The 14152-nt window shown below is 73.6% G+C and carries 13 protein-coding genes; 5 read left to right on the top strand and 8 right to left on the bottom strand.

Annotated features, from left to right (window positions below):
- Positions 1 to 140: 140 nt before the first annotated feature.
- From BM085_RS32405 to BM085_RS32395, 3 genes are read right to left on the bottom strand one after another with little or no spacing between them, the layout of a single operon-like run.
- Entirely contained in the window at positions 141 to 911 is a 771-nt protein-coding gene (locus BM085_RS32405; RefSeq protein ID WP_093890628.1) for an ABC transporter permease, read from the bottom strand.
- Positions 908 to 1705: an ABC transporter permease gene (locus BM085_RS32400; RefSeq protein ID WP_093890627.1), complete on the bottom strand. Its 798-nt coding sequence runs from the start codon at positions 1703 to 1705 to the stop codon at positions 908 to 910. The genes BM085_RS32405 and BM085_RS32400 overlap by 4 nt, the downstream gene beginning before the upstream one ends.
- Positions 1702 to 2643 carry an ABC transporter ATP-binding protein gene (locus BM085_RS32395; RefSeq protein WP_093890669.1) on the bottom strand — a complete coding sequence of 314 codons (942 nt, stop codon included), beginning with the start codon at positions 2641 to 2643 and terminating at the stop codon, positions 1702 to 1704. The genes BM085_RS32400 and BM085_RS32395 overlap by 4 nt, the downstream gene beginning before the upstream one ends.
- 169 nt (positions 2644 to 2812) lie before the next feature.
- Here BM085_RS32395 and BM085_RS32390 point away from each other — a divergent pair, with 169 nt between their 5' ends.
- The 3 genes from BM085_RS32390 (at position 2813) to BM085_RS32380 (ending at position 6098) form a co-directional block, all read left to right on the top strand.
- Entirely contained in the window at positions 2813 to 4015 is a 1203-nt protein-coding gene (locus tag BM085_RS32390; protein WP_218158885.1) for a sensor histidine kinase, read from the top strand.
- 72 nt (positions 4016 to 4087) lie between these two features.
- Positions 4088 to 4762, top strand: coding sequence for a response regulator (locus BM085_RS32385; protein WP_093890625.1), 675 nt, complete (start codon positions 4088 to 4090; stop codon positions 4760 to 4762).
- 82 nt (positions 4763 to 4844) lie between these two features.
- Positions 4845 to 6098 carry a serine hydrolase domain-containing protein gene (locus BM085_RS32380; RefSeq protein ID WP_093890624.1) on the top strand — a complete coding sequence of 418 codons (1254 nt, stop codon included), beginning with the start codon at positions 4845 to 4847 and terminating at the stop codon, positions 6096 to 6098.
- A 19-nt stretch (positions 6099 to 6117) separates the two neighbouring features.
- On the opposite strand, the gene BM085_RS32375 is transcribed toward BM085_RS32380, so the two are convergent.
- Both BM085_RS32375 and BM085_RS32370 read right to left on the bottom strand, forming a co-directional pair.
- Positions 6118 to 7044 (bottom strand): FAD binding domain-containing protein, encoded by a 927-nt coding sequence (locus BM085_RS32375; protein ID WP_093890623.1) that lies wholly within the window; start codon positions 7042 to 7044, stop codon positions 6118 to 6120.
- Between the two features lie 76 nt (positions 7045 to 7120).
- The gene (locus tag BM085_RS32370; protein ID WP_093890622.1) at positions 7121 to 9634 is read right to left on the bottom strand and encodes a molybdopterin-dependent oxidoreductase; all 2514 of its coding nucleotides are present in this window, start codon (positions 9632 to 9634) and stop codon (positions 7121 to 7123) included.
- Positions 9635 to 9726: 92 nt separating this feature from the next.
- Here BM085_RS32370 and BM085_RS32365 point away from each other — a divergent pair, with 92 nt between their 5' ends.
- Positions 9727 to 10260, top strand: a complete 534-nt coding sequence (locus BM085_RS32365; RefSeq protein WP_177245384.1) for a TetR/AcrR family transcriptional regulator — start codon at positions 9727 to 9729, stop codon at positions 10258 to 10260.
- Positions 10261 to 10314: 54 nt separating this feature from the next.
- Here the strand turns inward: BM085_RS32365 and BM085_RS32360 are convergent, their stop codons facing one another.
- Positions 10315 to 11001, bottom strand: a complete 687-nt coding sequence (locus BM085_RS32360; protein WP_093890668.1) for an HAD family hydrolase — start codon at positions 10999 to 11001, stop codon at positions 10315 to 10317.
- A 162-nt stretch (positions 11002 to 11163) separates the two neighbouring features.
- On the opposite strand from BM085_RS32360, the gene BM085_RS32355 reads away from it, so the two are divergent.
- Complete coding sequence (locus BM085_RS32355) at positions 11164 to 11544, top strand: winged helix-turn-helix transcriptional regulator (protein ID WP_093890620.1); 381 nt, start codon at positions 11164 to 11166, stop codon at positions 11542 to 11544.
- On the opposite strand, the gene BM085_RS32350 is transcribed toward BM085_RS32355, so the two are convergent.
- Together BM085_RS32350 and BM085_RS32345 are read right to left on the bottom strand one after the other, a co-directional pair.
- Positions 11495 to 13078 (bottom strand): SDR family oxidoreductase, encoded by a 1584-nt coding sequence (locus tag BM085_RS32350; RefSeq protein ID WP_245789828.1) that lies wholly within the window; start codon positions 13076 to 13078, stop codon positions 11495 to 11497. The two genes, BM085_RS32355 and BM085_RS32350, sit on opposite strands and share 50 nt — an antisense overlap.
- A 60-nt stretch (positions 13079 to 13138) precedes the next feature.
- Positions 13139 to 14044 carry a helix-turn-helix domain-containing protein gene (locus BM085_RS32345; protein ID WP_093890619.1) on the bottom strand — a complete coding sequence of 302 codons (906 nt, stop codon included), beginning with the start codon at positions 14042 to 14044 and terminating at the stop codon, positions 13139 to 13141.
- Positions 14045 to 14152 lie beyond the last annotated feature (108 nt).

The following is a 14152-nucleotide window of genomic DNA, read 5'->3' as shown; positions in this document are numbered from 1 at the left end:
TCCCACGGCGCACGCCTGACTCCGGCTGCCCTCGCCGCGGCTCCTCCGTACGGCACGCGAACGCCCCGGCCGCGCCGGGGGTGTGCACGGCCGCGACCGCCCGCTCCTGCGGCTCGGCGCCGGAACGGGATGTCCACCTCTCACGCGTCCCGACGGGCCAGCACGGCGGTTCCCGCGCCCAGGGCGGCGACCGCGTACGCCACCAGCAGGCCCAGCGCCCCGAGCGGCGGCAGGTCTCCCACGGCGGACGGATGGTCCACGAGCTGCCCCGCGAGGTTGGTCGGCAGCACCGAGCCGACCCGGCCGCTCCAGGGACCGGGGAGGAGGCCGGCGAGCACGGGGAGCACGAACAGCAGCCCGCTGACGGCGACGATCGCCCCGGCGGCGGAGCGCGTGACCGCGCCCAGGCCCAGGCCGACCAGTGCGACCACCGCCACCGACAGGCCGGAGGCCAGCAGCATCGGGACCTCCGCCTCCGGCGGGGTCGTGTAGCCGGGGCTCATCGGCCGGTCGCCGACGATCGCCCGGCTGACGGCGAACGCCCCGAACAGGAAGAGCAGGCCGCCGAGAAGGGCGATCCCGGCGGTGATCACCGCCTTCCCCCCGAGCACCGTCCGGCGGCGCGGCACGGCCGCCAGGGTGGTGCGGATCATGCCGGTGGCGTACTCCGAGGCGATCGCCAGCACGGCGAGGACCCCCATGCAGAGCTGGACGAGCGGCAGGAGGACCTGTTCCATGGGCGGAGCCTGGAATCGCGCCCGGCGCCCGGGCGGCAGGCCGTCCCAGCCGTTCACCCCCTGCAGCGTCAGGAAGGCGACGAGGGGCACGGCGAGGGCGACCAGGCCGAGGATGTACCAGGTGGAGCGGACGGAGCGGAGCTTCAGCCACTCGGACGCGAGGACGTCGGTCATCGGACGTCCCTCCTGCCGAGTACGGCGGCCGCCGCACCGAGCGCGACGACGACGTACAGGGCCATGACCGCCAGCGCCATCGGCGGGGACAGGCCGATGGCGCTGTCCGAACTCCCCAGGTCGACCGCCATCGGGGCCTCGCCCGCGAGCTGCCGGGTCAGGTCCTCCGGCAGGACCGATCCGACCCGGGCGTTCCACGGGTCGGGCAGCGCGACCGCGAACCTCGGGACCACATACAGCAGTGCCACGACGGAGGCGACGGTCCCCGCCGTGGAGCGCAGGACGGCGCCCAGGCCGAGCCCGACCAGGGCCAGCACCATCGGCGACAGCCCCGTGGCCAGCATTTTGGGGAGCTCTCCGATCAGCGTCGGCGCGAAGTCCCGGATGGGGCGGTCCCCGGCGATCGCCCGACTGGCGAAGAACGTCACGAACACGCTCGCCTGCCCGACGACGAGAGTGGCGGCGGCGACGACCGCGGCCTTCGCCGCCAGCACCGCGCCGCGCCGCGGCACCGCCACGAAGCTGGAACGGATCATGCCGGTGGCGTACTCCGAGGTGATCGTGAGGACGCCGAGCACCGCCGCGCAGATCTGCAGGGGCAGCAGGACGACCTGCTCCGGCTGCGCGGCCCGCAGCCCGGCCCGTCGCTCGGGCGGCATGCCCTCCCACAGGCTCACCACGTAGAAGGCGAACCCGGCCATGAGCAGGACGAAGGCCACGACGACGCCGAGGATGTACCAGGTGGAGCGGGCGGAGCGGAGTTTCAGCCATTCCGAGGCCAGCACGTCGGTCATCGCCCGGTCCCCTGCCGGTCGCCGCCGGCACCGGAGCCCCCGGCCGCCCGATACTCGACGCTGTCGCCGGTGAGCTCCATGTACGCCTCTTCCAGGGAGGCGCTGCGCGGCGTCACCTCGTGCACCGCGAGCCCGTGCCCGGCGGCCAGGTCGCCGATCTCCGCCACCTCCAGTCCCTTCACGGCCAGCCCGCCGTCCGGTTCCGCCAGGACCGTCGCCCCGGCGGCCTCGAGTACGGCGGTCAGCTCCGCCGCGCGCGGGGAGCGGACCAGCACACCCCGCTCGAAGCGGTCGGCCAGGTCCTGGACCGAGGTCTCGGTGATCAGCCGGCCGCGCCCGACGACGACGAGACGGTCGGCGGTGAGCGCCATCTCGCTCATCAGATGGCTGGAGAGCAGGACCGTGCGTCCCTCCGCGGCCAGCGAGCGCATCAGGTGGCGGATCCACCGCACGCCCTCCGGGTCCAGGCCGTTGACCGGCTCGTCGAACATCAGCACGCCCGGATCGCCCAGCAGCGCCGCGGCGATCCCCAGCCGCTGCCGCATGCCGAGGGAGAATCCGCCGGCCCGCTTGCGGGCGACCCCGGCCAGGCCCACCTGCTCCAGCACCTCCGCCACCCGCCGCGCGCCGATGCGGTTGCTCCGTGCCAGGCAGCGCAGATGGTCGAAGGCGCTGCGGCCGCCGTGCACGGCGTTGGCGTCGAGCAGTGCGCCGACCTCGTGCATCGGATGCCGGATCGTGGCGTAGCGGCGGCCGTTGACGAGTCCCTCGCCCGAGGAGGGGGCGTCCAGGCCGAGCAGGACGCGCATTGTGGTGGACTTCCCCGCGCCGTTCGGCCCCAGGAAACCGGTCACCAGTCCCGGCGTCACCTGGAACGACAGCCCGTCCACCGCGACGGCCGCGCCGTAGCGTTTGGTCAGCTCCTTGACTTCGATCATGCCGTCGAGGGTTCCGTACGGCGGGCCGGCGGCGCGTCGGACCACGGCCGGGACTTCTCCGTCGGACCGGAGGCCGACGGCGGGGCCGTCCCATGGGGAGAAGTCAGACCTGAGGATGACGTCCCCTGGGGGGAGGCCGGACCGGAGCCCGGGCGGATACCGTCTCAGCGTGGACGACCTCAACGTGGACGGCTCGCTGTTCCTCCGGCGGTGGAGCCGCGGTCAGCTCATCGCGCTCGACGCTCTGGCCGGGGCGGCGTACGCGATCGTGCTCCTGACGTTCGCGGCCGCGCGTCCCGTCACGGAGGTGCCGCTGTGGGCACAGTCCCTGCTGGTGGCCGTGACCGGGTCGGCGCTCGCCCTGCGGCGGCTGTGGCCGCTGCCCATGTTCGTCCTCGCCTTCGGGGCGTCCCTGGCGTCGATGTTCCTCGGCCTGGTGCACGACGGGTTCACCGCGGCGGCCTTCGCGCTCTACCTCGTCGCGCTCACCCGGCCCAGGCCCCGGTGGGAGCCGACGGTCCCGATCGGCGTGGGCAGCGCGGCCGCCGTGGTGCTGCTGTCGGTGGCGGGCAGCCCCGATCCCGGCTGGTGGCTGCGTCTCCTCGGCGTCCTCCTGCCGTGCGTGGCGCTCCTCGGCGGCACCTGGACGGTCGGCCGCGCCGTGCGCGAGCGGCGCGCGTACGCGGCGCGTTCGGCCGAGCAGCTCGCCGACCGGGCGGTCACCGAGGAGCGCCTGCGCATCGCGCGCGAGATGCACGACGTCGTCGCGCACAGCATGAGCCTCATCGCGGTCAAGGCGGGAATCGCCAACCACGTCGCGCAGGCCCGGCCGGAGGAGGCCAGGGACGCGTTGCGCGTCATCGAGGCCACCAGCCGGGGAGCGCTCACCGAGATGCGCCACCTGCTGGGCGTGATGCGCTCCGGTACGGAGCCGGACACGGTCTCCGGCCTCTCCCCCGCTCCCGATCTCGCCGGCCTGCCCGGACTGGCCGACCGGGCGGCGCTGGCCGGCGTCCGCGTCGAGCTGGACGTCACCGCGGCCGCGCTGCCGGAGGGCGTCGGGCTGTCGGTCTACCGGATCGTGCAGGAGGCCCTGACCAACGTGGTCAGGCACGCCGCGCCGGCGCGCTGCCGGGTGCTGGTCGAGGCGGACGGGCGGGAGGTGCGGATCGAGGTGACCGACGACGGTCCGGGCCACCGGGTCCTGCCGGGGCAGCCGGGCCACGGGCTGGCCGGGATACGGGAGAGGGTCCTCATGTACGGGGGGTCCTTCGCGGCCGGGCGACGGCCGGAGGGCGGCTTCGGGGTGTCGGCACGGCTGCCCTACGGCGGGAGCACGCCGTACGGTGGGCCCGGCGGGAGGGCCGCGTGAACGGGCGGGCCCGGCGAGCACATGGAGGGACGGCGTGAGACGGTGCGACCATCGGCCCCGCGGGAGGACGGCGTGATCCGCGTGCTGGTCGCCGACGACCAGGCCCTGCTGCGCGGCAGCTTCCGCCTCCTGGTGGACACCGCGCCCGACCTGACGGCGGTCGGCGAGGCCGGGACCGGGGCCGAGGCCGTCGGCCTGGCCCGCGGCGAGCGGCCGGACGTGGTGCTCATGGATGTGCGCATGCCGGAGATGGACGGCATCGAGGCGACCCGGCGCATCTGCGGCTCGGCCGACACCGCGGGCGTGCGTGTCCTCATGCTCACCACGTTCGACCTGGACGAATACGTCTACGCGGCGCTGCGGGCGGGTGCCAGCGGCTTCCTGCTCAAGGACACGCCGCCGGGGGAACTGCTGGCGGCGATCCGCGTCGTCGCCGCCGGTGAGGGACTGCTCGCCCCGACGGTGACGCGCCGCCTCATCGCCGAGTTCGCCCGGCGCCCGGAACCGTCGCAGCCACTCGCCGGAGATCTCGGCGGCGTCACCGGCCGGGAGCGCGACGTGCTCGCGCTCATCGCCAGGGGGCTGTCCAACACCGAGATCGCCGACCATCTGCGACTCAGCCTCGCGACCGTGAAGACGCACGTCGGCCGGCTGCTCAGCAAGCTCGGCGCCCGCGACCGCGCCCAGCTCGTCATCCTCGCCTATGAGACCGGTCTGGTCTCGGTGGCGTCGCGCCGGCCTCGCTAGGGATCGCCACCCGGGTTCCGGTATGCCGGAAAATCCGTAAAATGCTGACCTTCCTGATACGTCTGCGCCTTGGGGGACACAAGTGACAACGCTCAGCCGCCGGAACCTGTTCAAGGCGGGCGCGGGCTTCGTGCCCGCCGTCGCGCTGGGTGCCCGCCCCGCCCAGGCCGCGCCCGTACCGGTCGTGACCGTCTCGGGGATCGCCCCGGCGGCGCTGGCCGGGTTCGACAAGGTCATGAAGACCTTCGTCACGGAGCGCAACATCTCCTGCGCGCAGCTCGCGATCGCCAAGAAGGGCAAGATCCTCCTGGCCCGCGGTTACCGGTACTCGGACGGGTCGCAGGCCCTCCCCTCGGTGACCCCCACCTCGCTGTTCCGCATCGCGAGCCTGAGCAAGCACATCACCGCCACCGCGATCATGCGGCTGGTCCAGGACGGCAAGCTCAGCCTGGCAGCGCCGGTCACCACGCTGCTCGGGCTCTCGGCCGAGGCCGACCCCCGCCTCGCGCAGGTCACCGTGCTCCGGCTGATGCAGCACCTGGGCGGCTGGGACCGGAACGTGTCGAAGGACTACCTGTATCTGGACCACCAGATCTCCGCCACGCTGGACGCGCCGCTGCCGATCAGCCAGGAGGACATCATCCGCTATGCCGGCGCCCGGCCTCTCGACTTCGCCCCGGGATCGCGGATGGCCTACAGCAACTACGGCTACATGCTGCTCGGCCGGATCGTCGAGAAGGTCTCCGGCACGAGCTACGAGTCCTACGTCAAGCAGAAGCTTCTCGCCCCGGTCGGCATCACCCGGATGCGGCTGGGCCGCGTTCTCAGGTCGGAGGCCGCGCCGACCGAGGTCGTCTACTCCTCGCAGTACACCAGCAAGACCGTGACGGACGAGTCGGGCACGGTGGTGCCGACTCCGTACGGCGGCTTCAGCATGGCCAACCGGGGAGCCGGCGGCGGCTGGCTGGCCTCGGCGGTCGACCTGGTGCGGTTCTCGCGGGTCTTCGACGCCGCCGGGCCGGTGCTCAACGCCACGTCGATCGGGAGGATGTTCGCCAAACCGGAGATCGGCGTCAACGAGAACGGCTCCTGGTACGGGGGCGGCTGGTGGGTGCGCCAGGTGCCGGGCAACCTCAACACCTGGCACGACGGATCGCTGCCGGGCACCTACACCTACCTCGCCCGGCTGCAGAACGGCTTCACCTACGCGGCCCTGTTCAACCGGCGGGAGGAGGAGGGCACGCTCGACTTCGACGTGCTCAGCCCGCGCATGAACGCCGAGCTCAACAAGGTCACCACCTGGCCGACGACCGACCTGACCTCGAAGTACTTCTGACCGGGACCACCGGCCGGGCTCAGGACCCGCCCTCGGCGGCCCCGGCGGCGCGTTCCAGCACCTCCAGGACCGTCCCGGTGAGCAGCGCGACCTTGTAGCCGTTCTGGGCCGTCGGGGTGCACCGGGCGGCGGCCCGCGCGGCGGCGCGATCGAGGGGCTCACCGGCGAGCAGCGCCTCCTCGACCTCCGGCAGGCGCAGCGGGGTGCGGGCGACGCCTCCCACGGCCACCGCGGCGAGGGCGATCCCGTCGCCGTCCGGGATCAGCCGCGCGACCGCCTCCACCAGCGGCCATTCGGCCTCGGACCTGCCGATCGCACGGTGGTAGGCGGCCCGCTCCCCCGGCACGGGCGGCGGCAGGTCGATCCCGACGAGGATCTCGCCCGGGCCGAGCAGGTGGTCGCGGGCGGGGTCGGAGCCGTCGCCGTACAGGTCGCCGACCGGTGACGGGCCCCTGCCGTGCACCTCGACGGAGGCCTCGCACGCGAGCAGCGCCATCGCCAGCGACGAGGGATGCGGGGCCACGCACGGGCCGGTCTCGATCACCGCGGAGTAGAGGGTGAGCCCCGCGCGGGCCGGGCAGGAGTCGCCGCCGTTCTGGTGGCAGGAGAAGGCCGGGTTGCGGTAGTACCAGCAGCGGTTGCGCTGGAGCAGGTTGCCGCCGACGGTGGCCACCGCCCGGATCTGGGGGGTGGCGAGGGCCTGCGCCGTCAGCGCCAGGCCGGGATGGGCGGCGCGGAGCCGTACGTCGCCGGCCAGCTCCGCGACCGTGGTCAGCGCGCCGATCCGGAGGGAGCCGTCCGGCCGCCAGGTGAGGCCGGACAGTCCGGGAAGGCCGTGCAGGTCCACGTACGGCCCGGCCGGACGGCGGGCCATGAGATCGGTGCCGCCCGCGCGGAACTCGCCCGCGTGCCGGGCTGCCTGGCCGAGGTCGGTGAGGACGGTCAACGTCTGTTCCCTTCGAGAGGCCGGTCAGGCCGGATGGGCAGATCACGGGGGCGCCGGCCGGGGCCGCTGAGAGCGGTCACCCGCCGATCCCCTCAAGAAGCCGGTCAGGCCGGATGGGCAGATCACGGGGGCGCCAGCCGGTGGCGTTGTGGACGGCGTTGCCCACCGAGGCGGCCACGCCGATCGTGGAGACCTCGCCCACCCCGACGCCGCCGCCGTTGACGTGGTCCCACCCGTCCCGGTGGAAGTGGACGACCATCTCGGGGCTGTCCCCGATCCCGGGGATCCGGTAGTCCTCCAGGTTCGTGGTCAGCACGGCCCCCGTCACCGGGTCGACGTGGCGCTCCTCGTGCAGCGCGTAGCCGATGCCCTGGACGATGCCGCCCTCGCACTGGCCGCGCGCCAGCCGCTCGCTGTAGATGTGGCCGACCGCGATCCCGGCCCACACCCGCAGCGGCCTGATCACGCCCAGGCGGGTGTCGACCTCGACCTCGGTGACGTGGACGGCACCGCTGAACCCGCGGCCCAGCGCCATGCCGGCCACCGCGACGGGGGTGACGTAGCCGCGCCGGTCGCCGCGGCGCCTGCCGACGACCCTGCGGCCGTCGGTGAGGCCCTGGGCCCGCAGGCGCCGCGCGGCGTCCCGCGCGGCCGGGGCCACCGAGGTCGTGGCGCGGCTGCCGATGGAGGGCGGGCCGTGCACGGTACCGGTCCTGCCGATCTCCACGCGGATCCGCTCGGGGGGCAGGCCGAGTTCCTCGCCCAGGACCTCGGCGATGACGGTGCGGGTGCCGGTCCCGATGTCCTGGACCGTGGTGCGGGCGACGACCACGTCCCCCCGGACCTCGAGCTCCACCTCGGTCGCGGGGTCGAGCATGTAGGCCCAGTTGGCGGCGGCCACCCCGACGCCCCGGCGGAACCTGCCCGTCTGCGAGCCGGTCCCCGGCCGGTCGAGCCAGACCGGCAGGCCGGCGACCCAGTCGTAGAGCGCGTGCCGCTTGCGGTTGCCGTCCCAGCGGCGGCGCAGCGCGACGGGGTCCTCGCCGAGGCGGTGGGCCGCCTCGTCGACGGCCTGCTCCAGCGCCCAGAGCATGGGCGGCGCTCCGGGGCCGCGGAACGGCGTGCCGGGCGGCTCGTTGGTGACGACGTCGGAGTCGCGGAGCAGCCGGGGCGCCGTGCCGTACATCAGGCGGGCGAGCACCGCGACGGCCGACCCGACCGCCACTCCGCCGCGCCCGCGGACGTCCATGGCGAGGGCCGCGAGATCGCCCCTGTCGTCGGTGAGCAGGGCGATGTCGGTGCGGGTCCCGGGCCGGTTGCCCGCGTCGGTGAGCTCCTCGGCGCGGCTCAGCACCACGCGCACCGGCGCGCCGCAGACCCGGGCCAGCTCGACCGCCGCGACCGTCTCCGCGGTGATCCCGACCTTGGCCCCGAAGCCGCCGCCGACGTGGTCGGCGACGACGTGGACCCGGTCCGCGGCGAGGTCCCAGCGCTTGGCGGCCTGCCCGGCGGCCAGGCCCACCGTCTGGGTGGACAGGTGCAGGTGGAGGTCGCCCCGGTCGTCCCAGCGGGCCACGCACGCGTGCGGCTCCAGCGGCGTGTGGACCTGCACCGCGGTGGTGAACGTCCCGGTCACCAGGAGCGGGTCGGCGCGGCGCCGCGCGGCCTCGATCCGGCGCCGCGCGGTACGGCTGCGCCGGCTCGCCATGGTGAAGGGGCCTTTGACGTTGCCGTTCCAGCCGCCCGGCAGGTTCATCCCCTCGCTGGAGCTGGGGGCGCGCCTCCTGCTCGACTCGTCGTAGACGGGCGGGGCGCCGGGCGCGTCGTCGAGCGCGGCGGGGATCGGGTCGTAGACGATCCGCGCGCCTTCCGCGATGGCCAGTGCCTCGCGGCGGGTGGGAGCGGCGACGGCGGCGACGGGCTGGCCCGCGTAGCGGACGACCCGGTCGGACGGGAGCAGGTCGACCGTGTGCGCGCCGTCCACCTTCACCTCGACGACCCGGGCGTGCGCCCTCGCGGAGCGGATGATCACGCCTTCGAGCTGGCCGTCCAGGCGGACGTCGGTGGTGTAGCGGGCCCGGCCGGTGACCTTGTCCATCGCCTCCACCCGCGCGGGCGCACCGGTGGCGGCGTCGTGCTCGCCGCGGCAGGCGGCCGCGACCGCCGCGTAGATGCCCTCGTACGCCCCGCAGCGGCACAGGTGGCCGGCCAGGGCGGCGGCGATCCGCTCGCGCGGCGGCGCGGTGTCGCCGTGCTCGCCGCGCCAGCGGTCCACGAACGCGGCGGCCTCCACCACGAATCCCGGCGTGCAGTAGCCGCACTGCATGCCGTCGTGGACCGCGAACGCCCGCTGGACGGGATGGTCCAGCCCCTCGGCGGTGGTGACCTGCCGCCCCTCCAGCGCCGCGGCCGGCAGCAGGCAGCTCGCCTGCGGGGTGCCGTCCACCATGACCGTGCACGCGCCGCAGACCCCGGTACGGCAGGCGGCCTTGGCCCCGGTGAGGCCGAGCCCGTCCCGCAGGACGTCCACGGTCGCGTCGTCCCGGCCGGCGTCCAGCAGGACGGGGGCGCCGTTCAGAATGATCTTCATGACACTCCTGTTGACGTCGTCAACATCATGTGGACAGTGTCGACGCCGATGTTGACGTTGTCAACATCCGGGGGTGTGAGAAGGTGGGCGACGTGGTGGACGACACCAGGACCCGGCTGGTCGAGAGCGCGCTGCGCCTGCTGCGCGAGGAGGGCCTCGACGCCGTGACGCTGCGCGCGGTCGGCGACCTGACCGGCCTGTCGCGGATGGCCCCCTACCGGCACTTCGCCGACAAGACCGCGCTGCTCGCCGCGCTCGCCGTCCGGGTCATCGTCGATCTGAGCGCGCACGTCGCCGGAGCGGTCCTGGAGGGAGCCGACCGCCGAGACCGGCTGCGGGCCTTCTACACCAGCTACGTCGAGTACGCCCTGGAGCACCGCAACGAATACCGGCTCGTGTTCGCCTCGGAGTTCCTCATCGGCCACCATCCGGAGCTGGAGGGGGCGATCGACGACGTGATGGCCGCGCTCGACCTGGAGGCCGCCGGCGGCCCGGCCGCCTCCAAGGCGGGGGTGATGGCCCTGCTGTCCACCGCCCACGGCCTGGCCGAGCTCGCCACGGCCGGGCACTTCGCCAAGAAGGAGATCGGCTACGAAGACGTCATCGACGTTCTCGTGAAGCCCTGAGCGGAGGGGCGGGCCGTCCGCGCGGCGCTCTCCCGGGATCGTCCGGCCGGGCGTTCAGTCGAGGCGGACACCGAGCTCGTCGAGCCGGTTGCGCATGTCCTCCGGATCGGCGTAGACGCGGAACGCGCCGGAGCGTTCGAGCTCCTCCCTGCCGTAGCCGCCGGACAGCAGGCCGATCCCCAGGGCTCCGGCCCGGCGGGCGGCCAGCAGGTCCCAGACGCTGTCGCCGACGACCATGGCGTACCTCGGATCGACGTCGAGCAGCGCCGCCCCGGCGAGGAAGAGGTCGGGGTCGGGCTTGGCCCGCCGCACCAGGTCGCGGGTGACCATCGGGGTGTCCTCGGGCAGCCCCAGCATGCCGAGCGCCGACCTGGCGGTCCTGGCGTAGCCGCTCGTGGCGATCGCCCACGGCACGCCGCGGCCGGTCAGCTCGGCGAGCAGGTCGGCCGCGCCCGGCAGCGGGCGCACCGAGTCGAGCTGCTCGGTGTAGGCGTCCGCGTGGGCCTGCTGCAGGTCGTCGATCTGGCTTTTGGTCAGCGACAGGCCGGTCTCGCGCAGCAGCGCGCTGACGAACAGGCCGCCGCTCATCCCGATGCGCCGGTGAATGCGCCACACCGACAGGTCGATGCCGAGGTGCGACAGCGCGCTGCGCCAGGCGATGACGTGCTGGTAGACGCTGTCGATCAGGGTTCCGTCCAGGTCGAACAGGAACGCGGGCCCGGGCAGTTCTGGGTAGTCCATCGCTCCATTGTCGGCGTGCCCGCGGCCGGGCCGGCGGAGGGGGTGCCGCCGGGCGACGTCCCGCCGGTCCAGGACGGCGAAGTCCTCGCAGGTCACGTCGGCTCACAGTGAGGCCACCGGGGAGCCTTGTCACCCCAGGGGCGCTTGACTACCGTCTGAACGGTGACCAAGCCACTCGATCCCCAGATGTTCGACCCGGCCTGCCCGTCCAGCATCACGCCGATCCGGATCGGCGACAAATGGACCGCCATGATCGTCATCTGCCTTGAAGACGGCCCCCGGCGCTTCTCCGAGTTTCTCGTGCCGCTGCATCACATCACGCCGAAGGTGCTCACCGAGACGCTCCGGGCGCTCGAACGGGACGGAATGGTCACCCGCACCGCCTACCCGGAGATCCCGCCACGGGTGGAGTACGCGCTCACCCCCCTCGGCCGCAGCCTTCTCGACCTGGTCGACGCCTGCCGGACGTGGGGGGACAAGCATCTTTCCCAGCTCATCGAGGCCCGTGACGCGTACTGGCAGCGCGTGGACTCCGGCCACTGAGCCCGGACGCCGGGACGGGTGCGGTCACGGCGTCCGGATCGGCGCGGGACCGTGAGGAGAGGACCTCAAGGTCCTCGGCCGTGTCACCGCGCTCGGCGGCCGCCGCGACGTTGCGCGTCATCCGGCCGAAGATCAGGCTGTGGAAGGGCGAGATCGACCACCAGTAGAGATGGCCGGCCAGACCCCGGGGATGGAAGATCGCACGCTGGCCGTACACCGTCCGCCCCCGGTGCCGGTGCACGCTCAGCTCCAGCCAGGCCAGGCCGGGCAGGCGCATCTCGGCGCGCAGCCGGAGCAGGCGGCCGGGCTCGACCTCCTCGACCCGCCAGAAGTCGACCGAGTCGCCCACGCGGAGCCTGCGCGGATCGCGGCGTCCGCGGCGCAGCCCCACGCCGCCGACGAGACGGTCGAGAAGGCCCCGGGCACGCCAGGCGACGGGCAGGGAGTACCAGCCCCTCTCGCCGCCGATCGACTCGATCACCGCCCAGAGGGCCTGCGGGGACGCGTCGACGCGGCGGGCCCGCCTGTCGACGTAGAGGCTGCCGCCCGCCCAGTCGGGGTCGGTGGGCAACGGGTCGCTCGGCGCCCCCGGCGTCGAGGCCGAGGACCAGCGGGTGACGACCTTCGCCTCCCTGATCCGCCGCAGGGCCAGCTCGACGGCCTCCCTGAGCCCGATCAGACCTCCGGGCGGGTCGGGGACGTAGCCGGCGATGTCGTGCTCGCGGCAGACGGCCTCGTTGCGCAGCGACTCCACCAGCGGGCGGGCGATGCCCGCGGGGACGGGGGTGACCAGCCCCACCCAGTGGCTCGACAGGCCGGGGCTGAGCATCGGGACCGGGATGATCACCCGCCGGCGCAGCCCGGCGACCTCGGCGTAGACGCGCATCATGTCCGCGTAGGTGAGCACGTCCGGGCCGCCGATGTCGAAGGAGCGGTTCACCTCGCCCTCGACGGCCGCCCAGCCCACGAGGTAGCGCAGGACGTCGCGGATCGCGATGGGCTGCGTCCTGGTCCGCACCCACCGCGGCGTCGTCATCACCGGCAGCCGCTCGGTGAGGTAGCGCAGCATCTCGAAGGAGGCCGAGCCCGATCCGATGATGACGGCCGCCCGCAGCACCACGGCCGGCACCCCGGAACGCAGGAAGATCTCCCCCACCTCGACGCGGGAGCGCAGGTGGGGCGAGAGCCCCTCGTCGGGCGCGAGGCCGCCGAGGTAGACGACGCGGCGCACTCCCGCCTCCCGGGCCGCGGCGGCGAACGTGGCGGCCGCGCGCCGGTCGGCGGCGGCGAAGTCCGCTCCCCCGCCCATGGTGTGGATGAGGTAGTAGGCCACGTCGACGCCGTCGAGCGCCTCGCCCGTCCGGACGGCGTCGGCCGCGTCGGCCTCGGCGACCTCCACGCGGGACGCCCACGGCTGGTCGCGCAGCCGGCCGGCCGAGCGGACCATGCACCGCACGTCGTGCCCGGCGTCGAGCAGTTCGGGCACGAGCCGCCCGCCGATGTATCCCGTCGCTCCGGTCACGAGGCATCTCATCCGACCATCTTCGTACGGCGGGCCGGGACGGTTGCCGACTTGACCGTTTTATGGCCGCTTCTATAGCTCTTCGCGGATCCGGGTGAGAATCTCCCGTGTGCGCGACGCCGGCTCGGCCTCGATGCAGAGCCGTTCCATCACCTCTAGGTAGCGGTCCACGTCGCCGCGCTTGTCGAGGTAGACCGCGCTGGTGAGCTGCTCCATGTAGACCACGTCGGGCAGGTCGGGCTGGGAGAAGCGCAGGATGCTGAAGGGCCCGCCGGCCGCGGCGTGTCCGCCGACGCTGAAGGGCACGATCTGGACGGTCACGTTGGGCAGTTCGAGCGCCTGGAGGATGTGGTCGATCTGCTCGCGCATCACCTCGGCCCCGCCGAGGGGACGGCGCAGCACCGCCTCGTCGAGCACCGCCCACAGGTGCGGCGGCTCGGCGCCGCGCAGGAGGCGCTGGCGCGCCATGCGCAGCCGCACGCGCCGCTCCAGCTCCTCCTCGGGCGCGGCCGGGAACCCCAGTTTGACGACGGCCCGCGCGTAGCCCTCGCTCTGGAGCAGGCCGGGCACGAACTGGACCTCGTAGTTGCGGATGCCGGTGGCTGACTCCTCCAGGCCCACATACGTCTCGAACCAGCTCGGCAGGATGTCGTTGTAGTTGTGCCACCATCCGGTGACGTTGGCCCGTTCGACGAGGGCCAGCAGCGGCTGCCGCTCGTCGTCGTCCGTCACGCCGTACAGCGTGAGCAGGTCGGCCACGTCCCTCACCCGGAAGCCGACCCTGCCGAGCTCCATGCGGCTGATCTTCGAGTGCGAGGCGCGGATGGCGTGCCCCGCCGCCTCCAGGGTGATGTGGCGCTGCTCGCGGAGCCGTCGGAGCTGCGCGCCCAGCACGATCCTCAGCACCGTCGAACTCCCCCGCGGCAGGGCCACGGGGGTGGGGTGGACCGGCTCGCCTCCGGCGTGAGGTGTGATCATCTACATTCCTTCGAGCGCGGAACGCGAGCCCCCGCCCACTCTTTGTGGTCGTCGCGAGCCTTCACGGTACTCCGGTCATACCTTCCCGGCCACATAGAATTTTATTCT

The organism is Streptosporangium canum, from assembly GCF_900113865.1.
Taxonomy (GTDB): Bacteria; Actinomycetota; Actinomycetes; order Streptosporangiales; family Streptosporangiaceae; genus Streptosporangium; species Streptosporangium canum.
Note: the sequence above shows the minus strand (reverse complement) of the source record. Positions and strands in the feature narration are given on the sequence as shown.

Bases quoted from the DNA above. Each gene is read 5' to 3' on its own strand.
- BM085_RS32360 (WP_093890668.1), bottom strand. From the start codon at position 11,001: ATGGACTACCCAGAACTGCCCGGGCCCGCGTTCCTGTTCGACCTGGAC.
- BM085_RS32400 (WP_093890627.1), bottom strand. From the start codon at position 1,705: ATGACCGACGTGCTGGCCTCGGAATGGCTGAAACTCCGCTCCGCCCGC.
- BM085_RS32405 (WP_093890628.1), bottom strand. From the start codon at position 911: ATGACCGACGTCCTCGCGTCCGAGTGGCTGAAGCTCCGCTCCGTCCGC.
- BM085_RS32395 (WP_093890669.1), bottom strand. From the start codon at position 2,643: ATGATCGAAGTCAAGGAGCTGACCAAACGCTACGGCGCGGCCGTCGCG.
- BM085_RS32350 (WP_245789828.1), bottom strand. From the start codon at position 13,078: ATGAGATGCCTCGTGACCGGAGCGACGGGATACATCGGCGGGCGGCTC.
- BM085_RS32370 (WP_093890622.1), bottom strand. From the start codon at position 9,634: ATGAAGATCATTCTGAACGGCGCCCCCGTCCTGCTGGACGCCGGCCGG.
- BM085_RS32345 (WP_093890619.1), bottom strand. From the start codon at position 14,044: ATGATCACACCTCACGCCGGAGGCGAGCCGGTCCACCCCACCCCCGTG.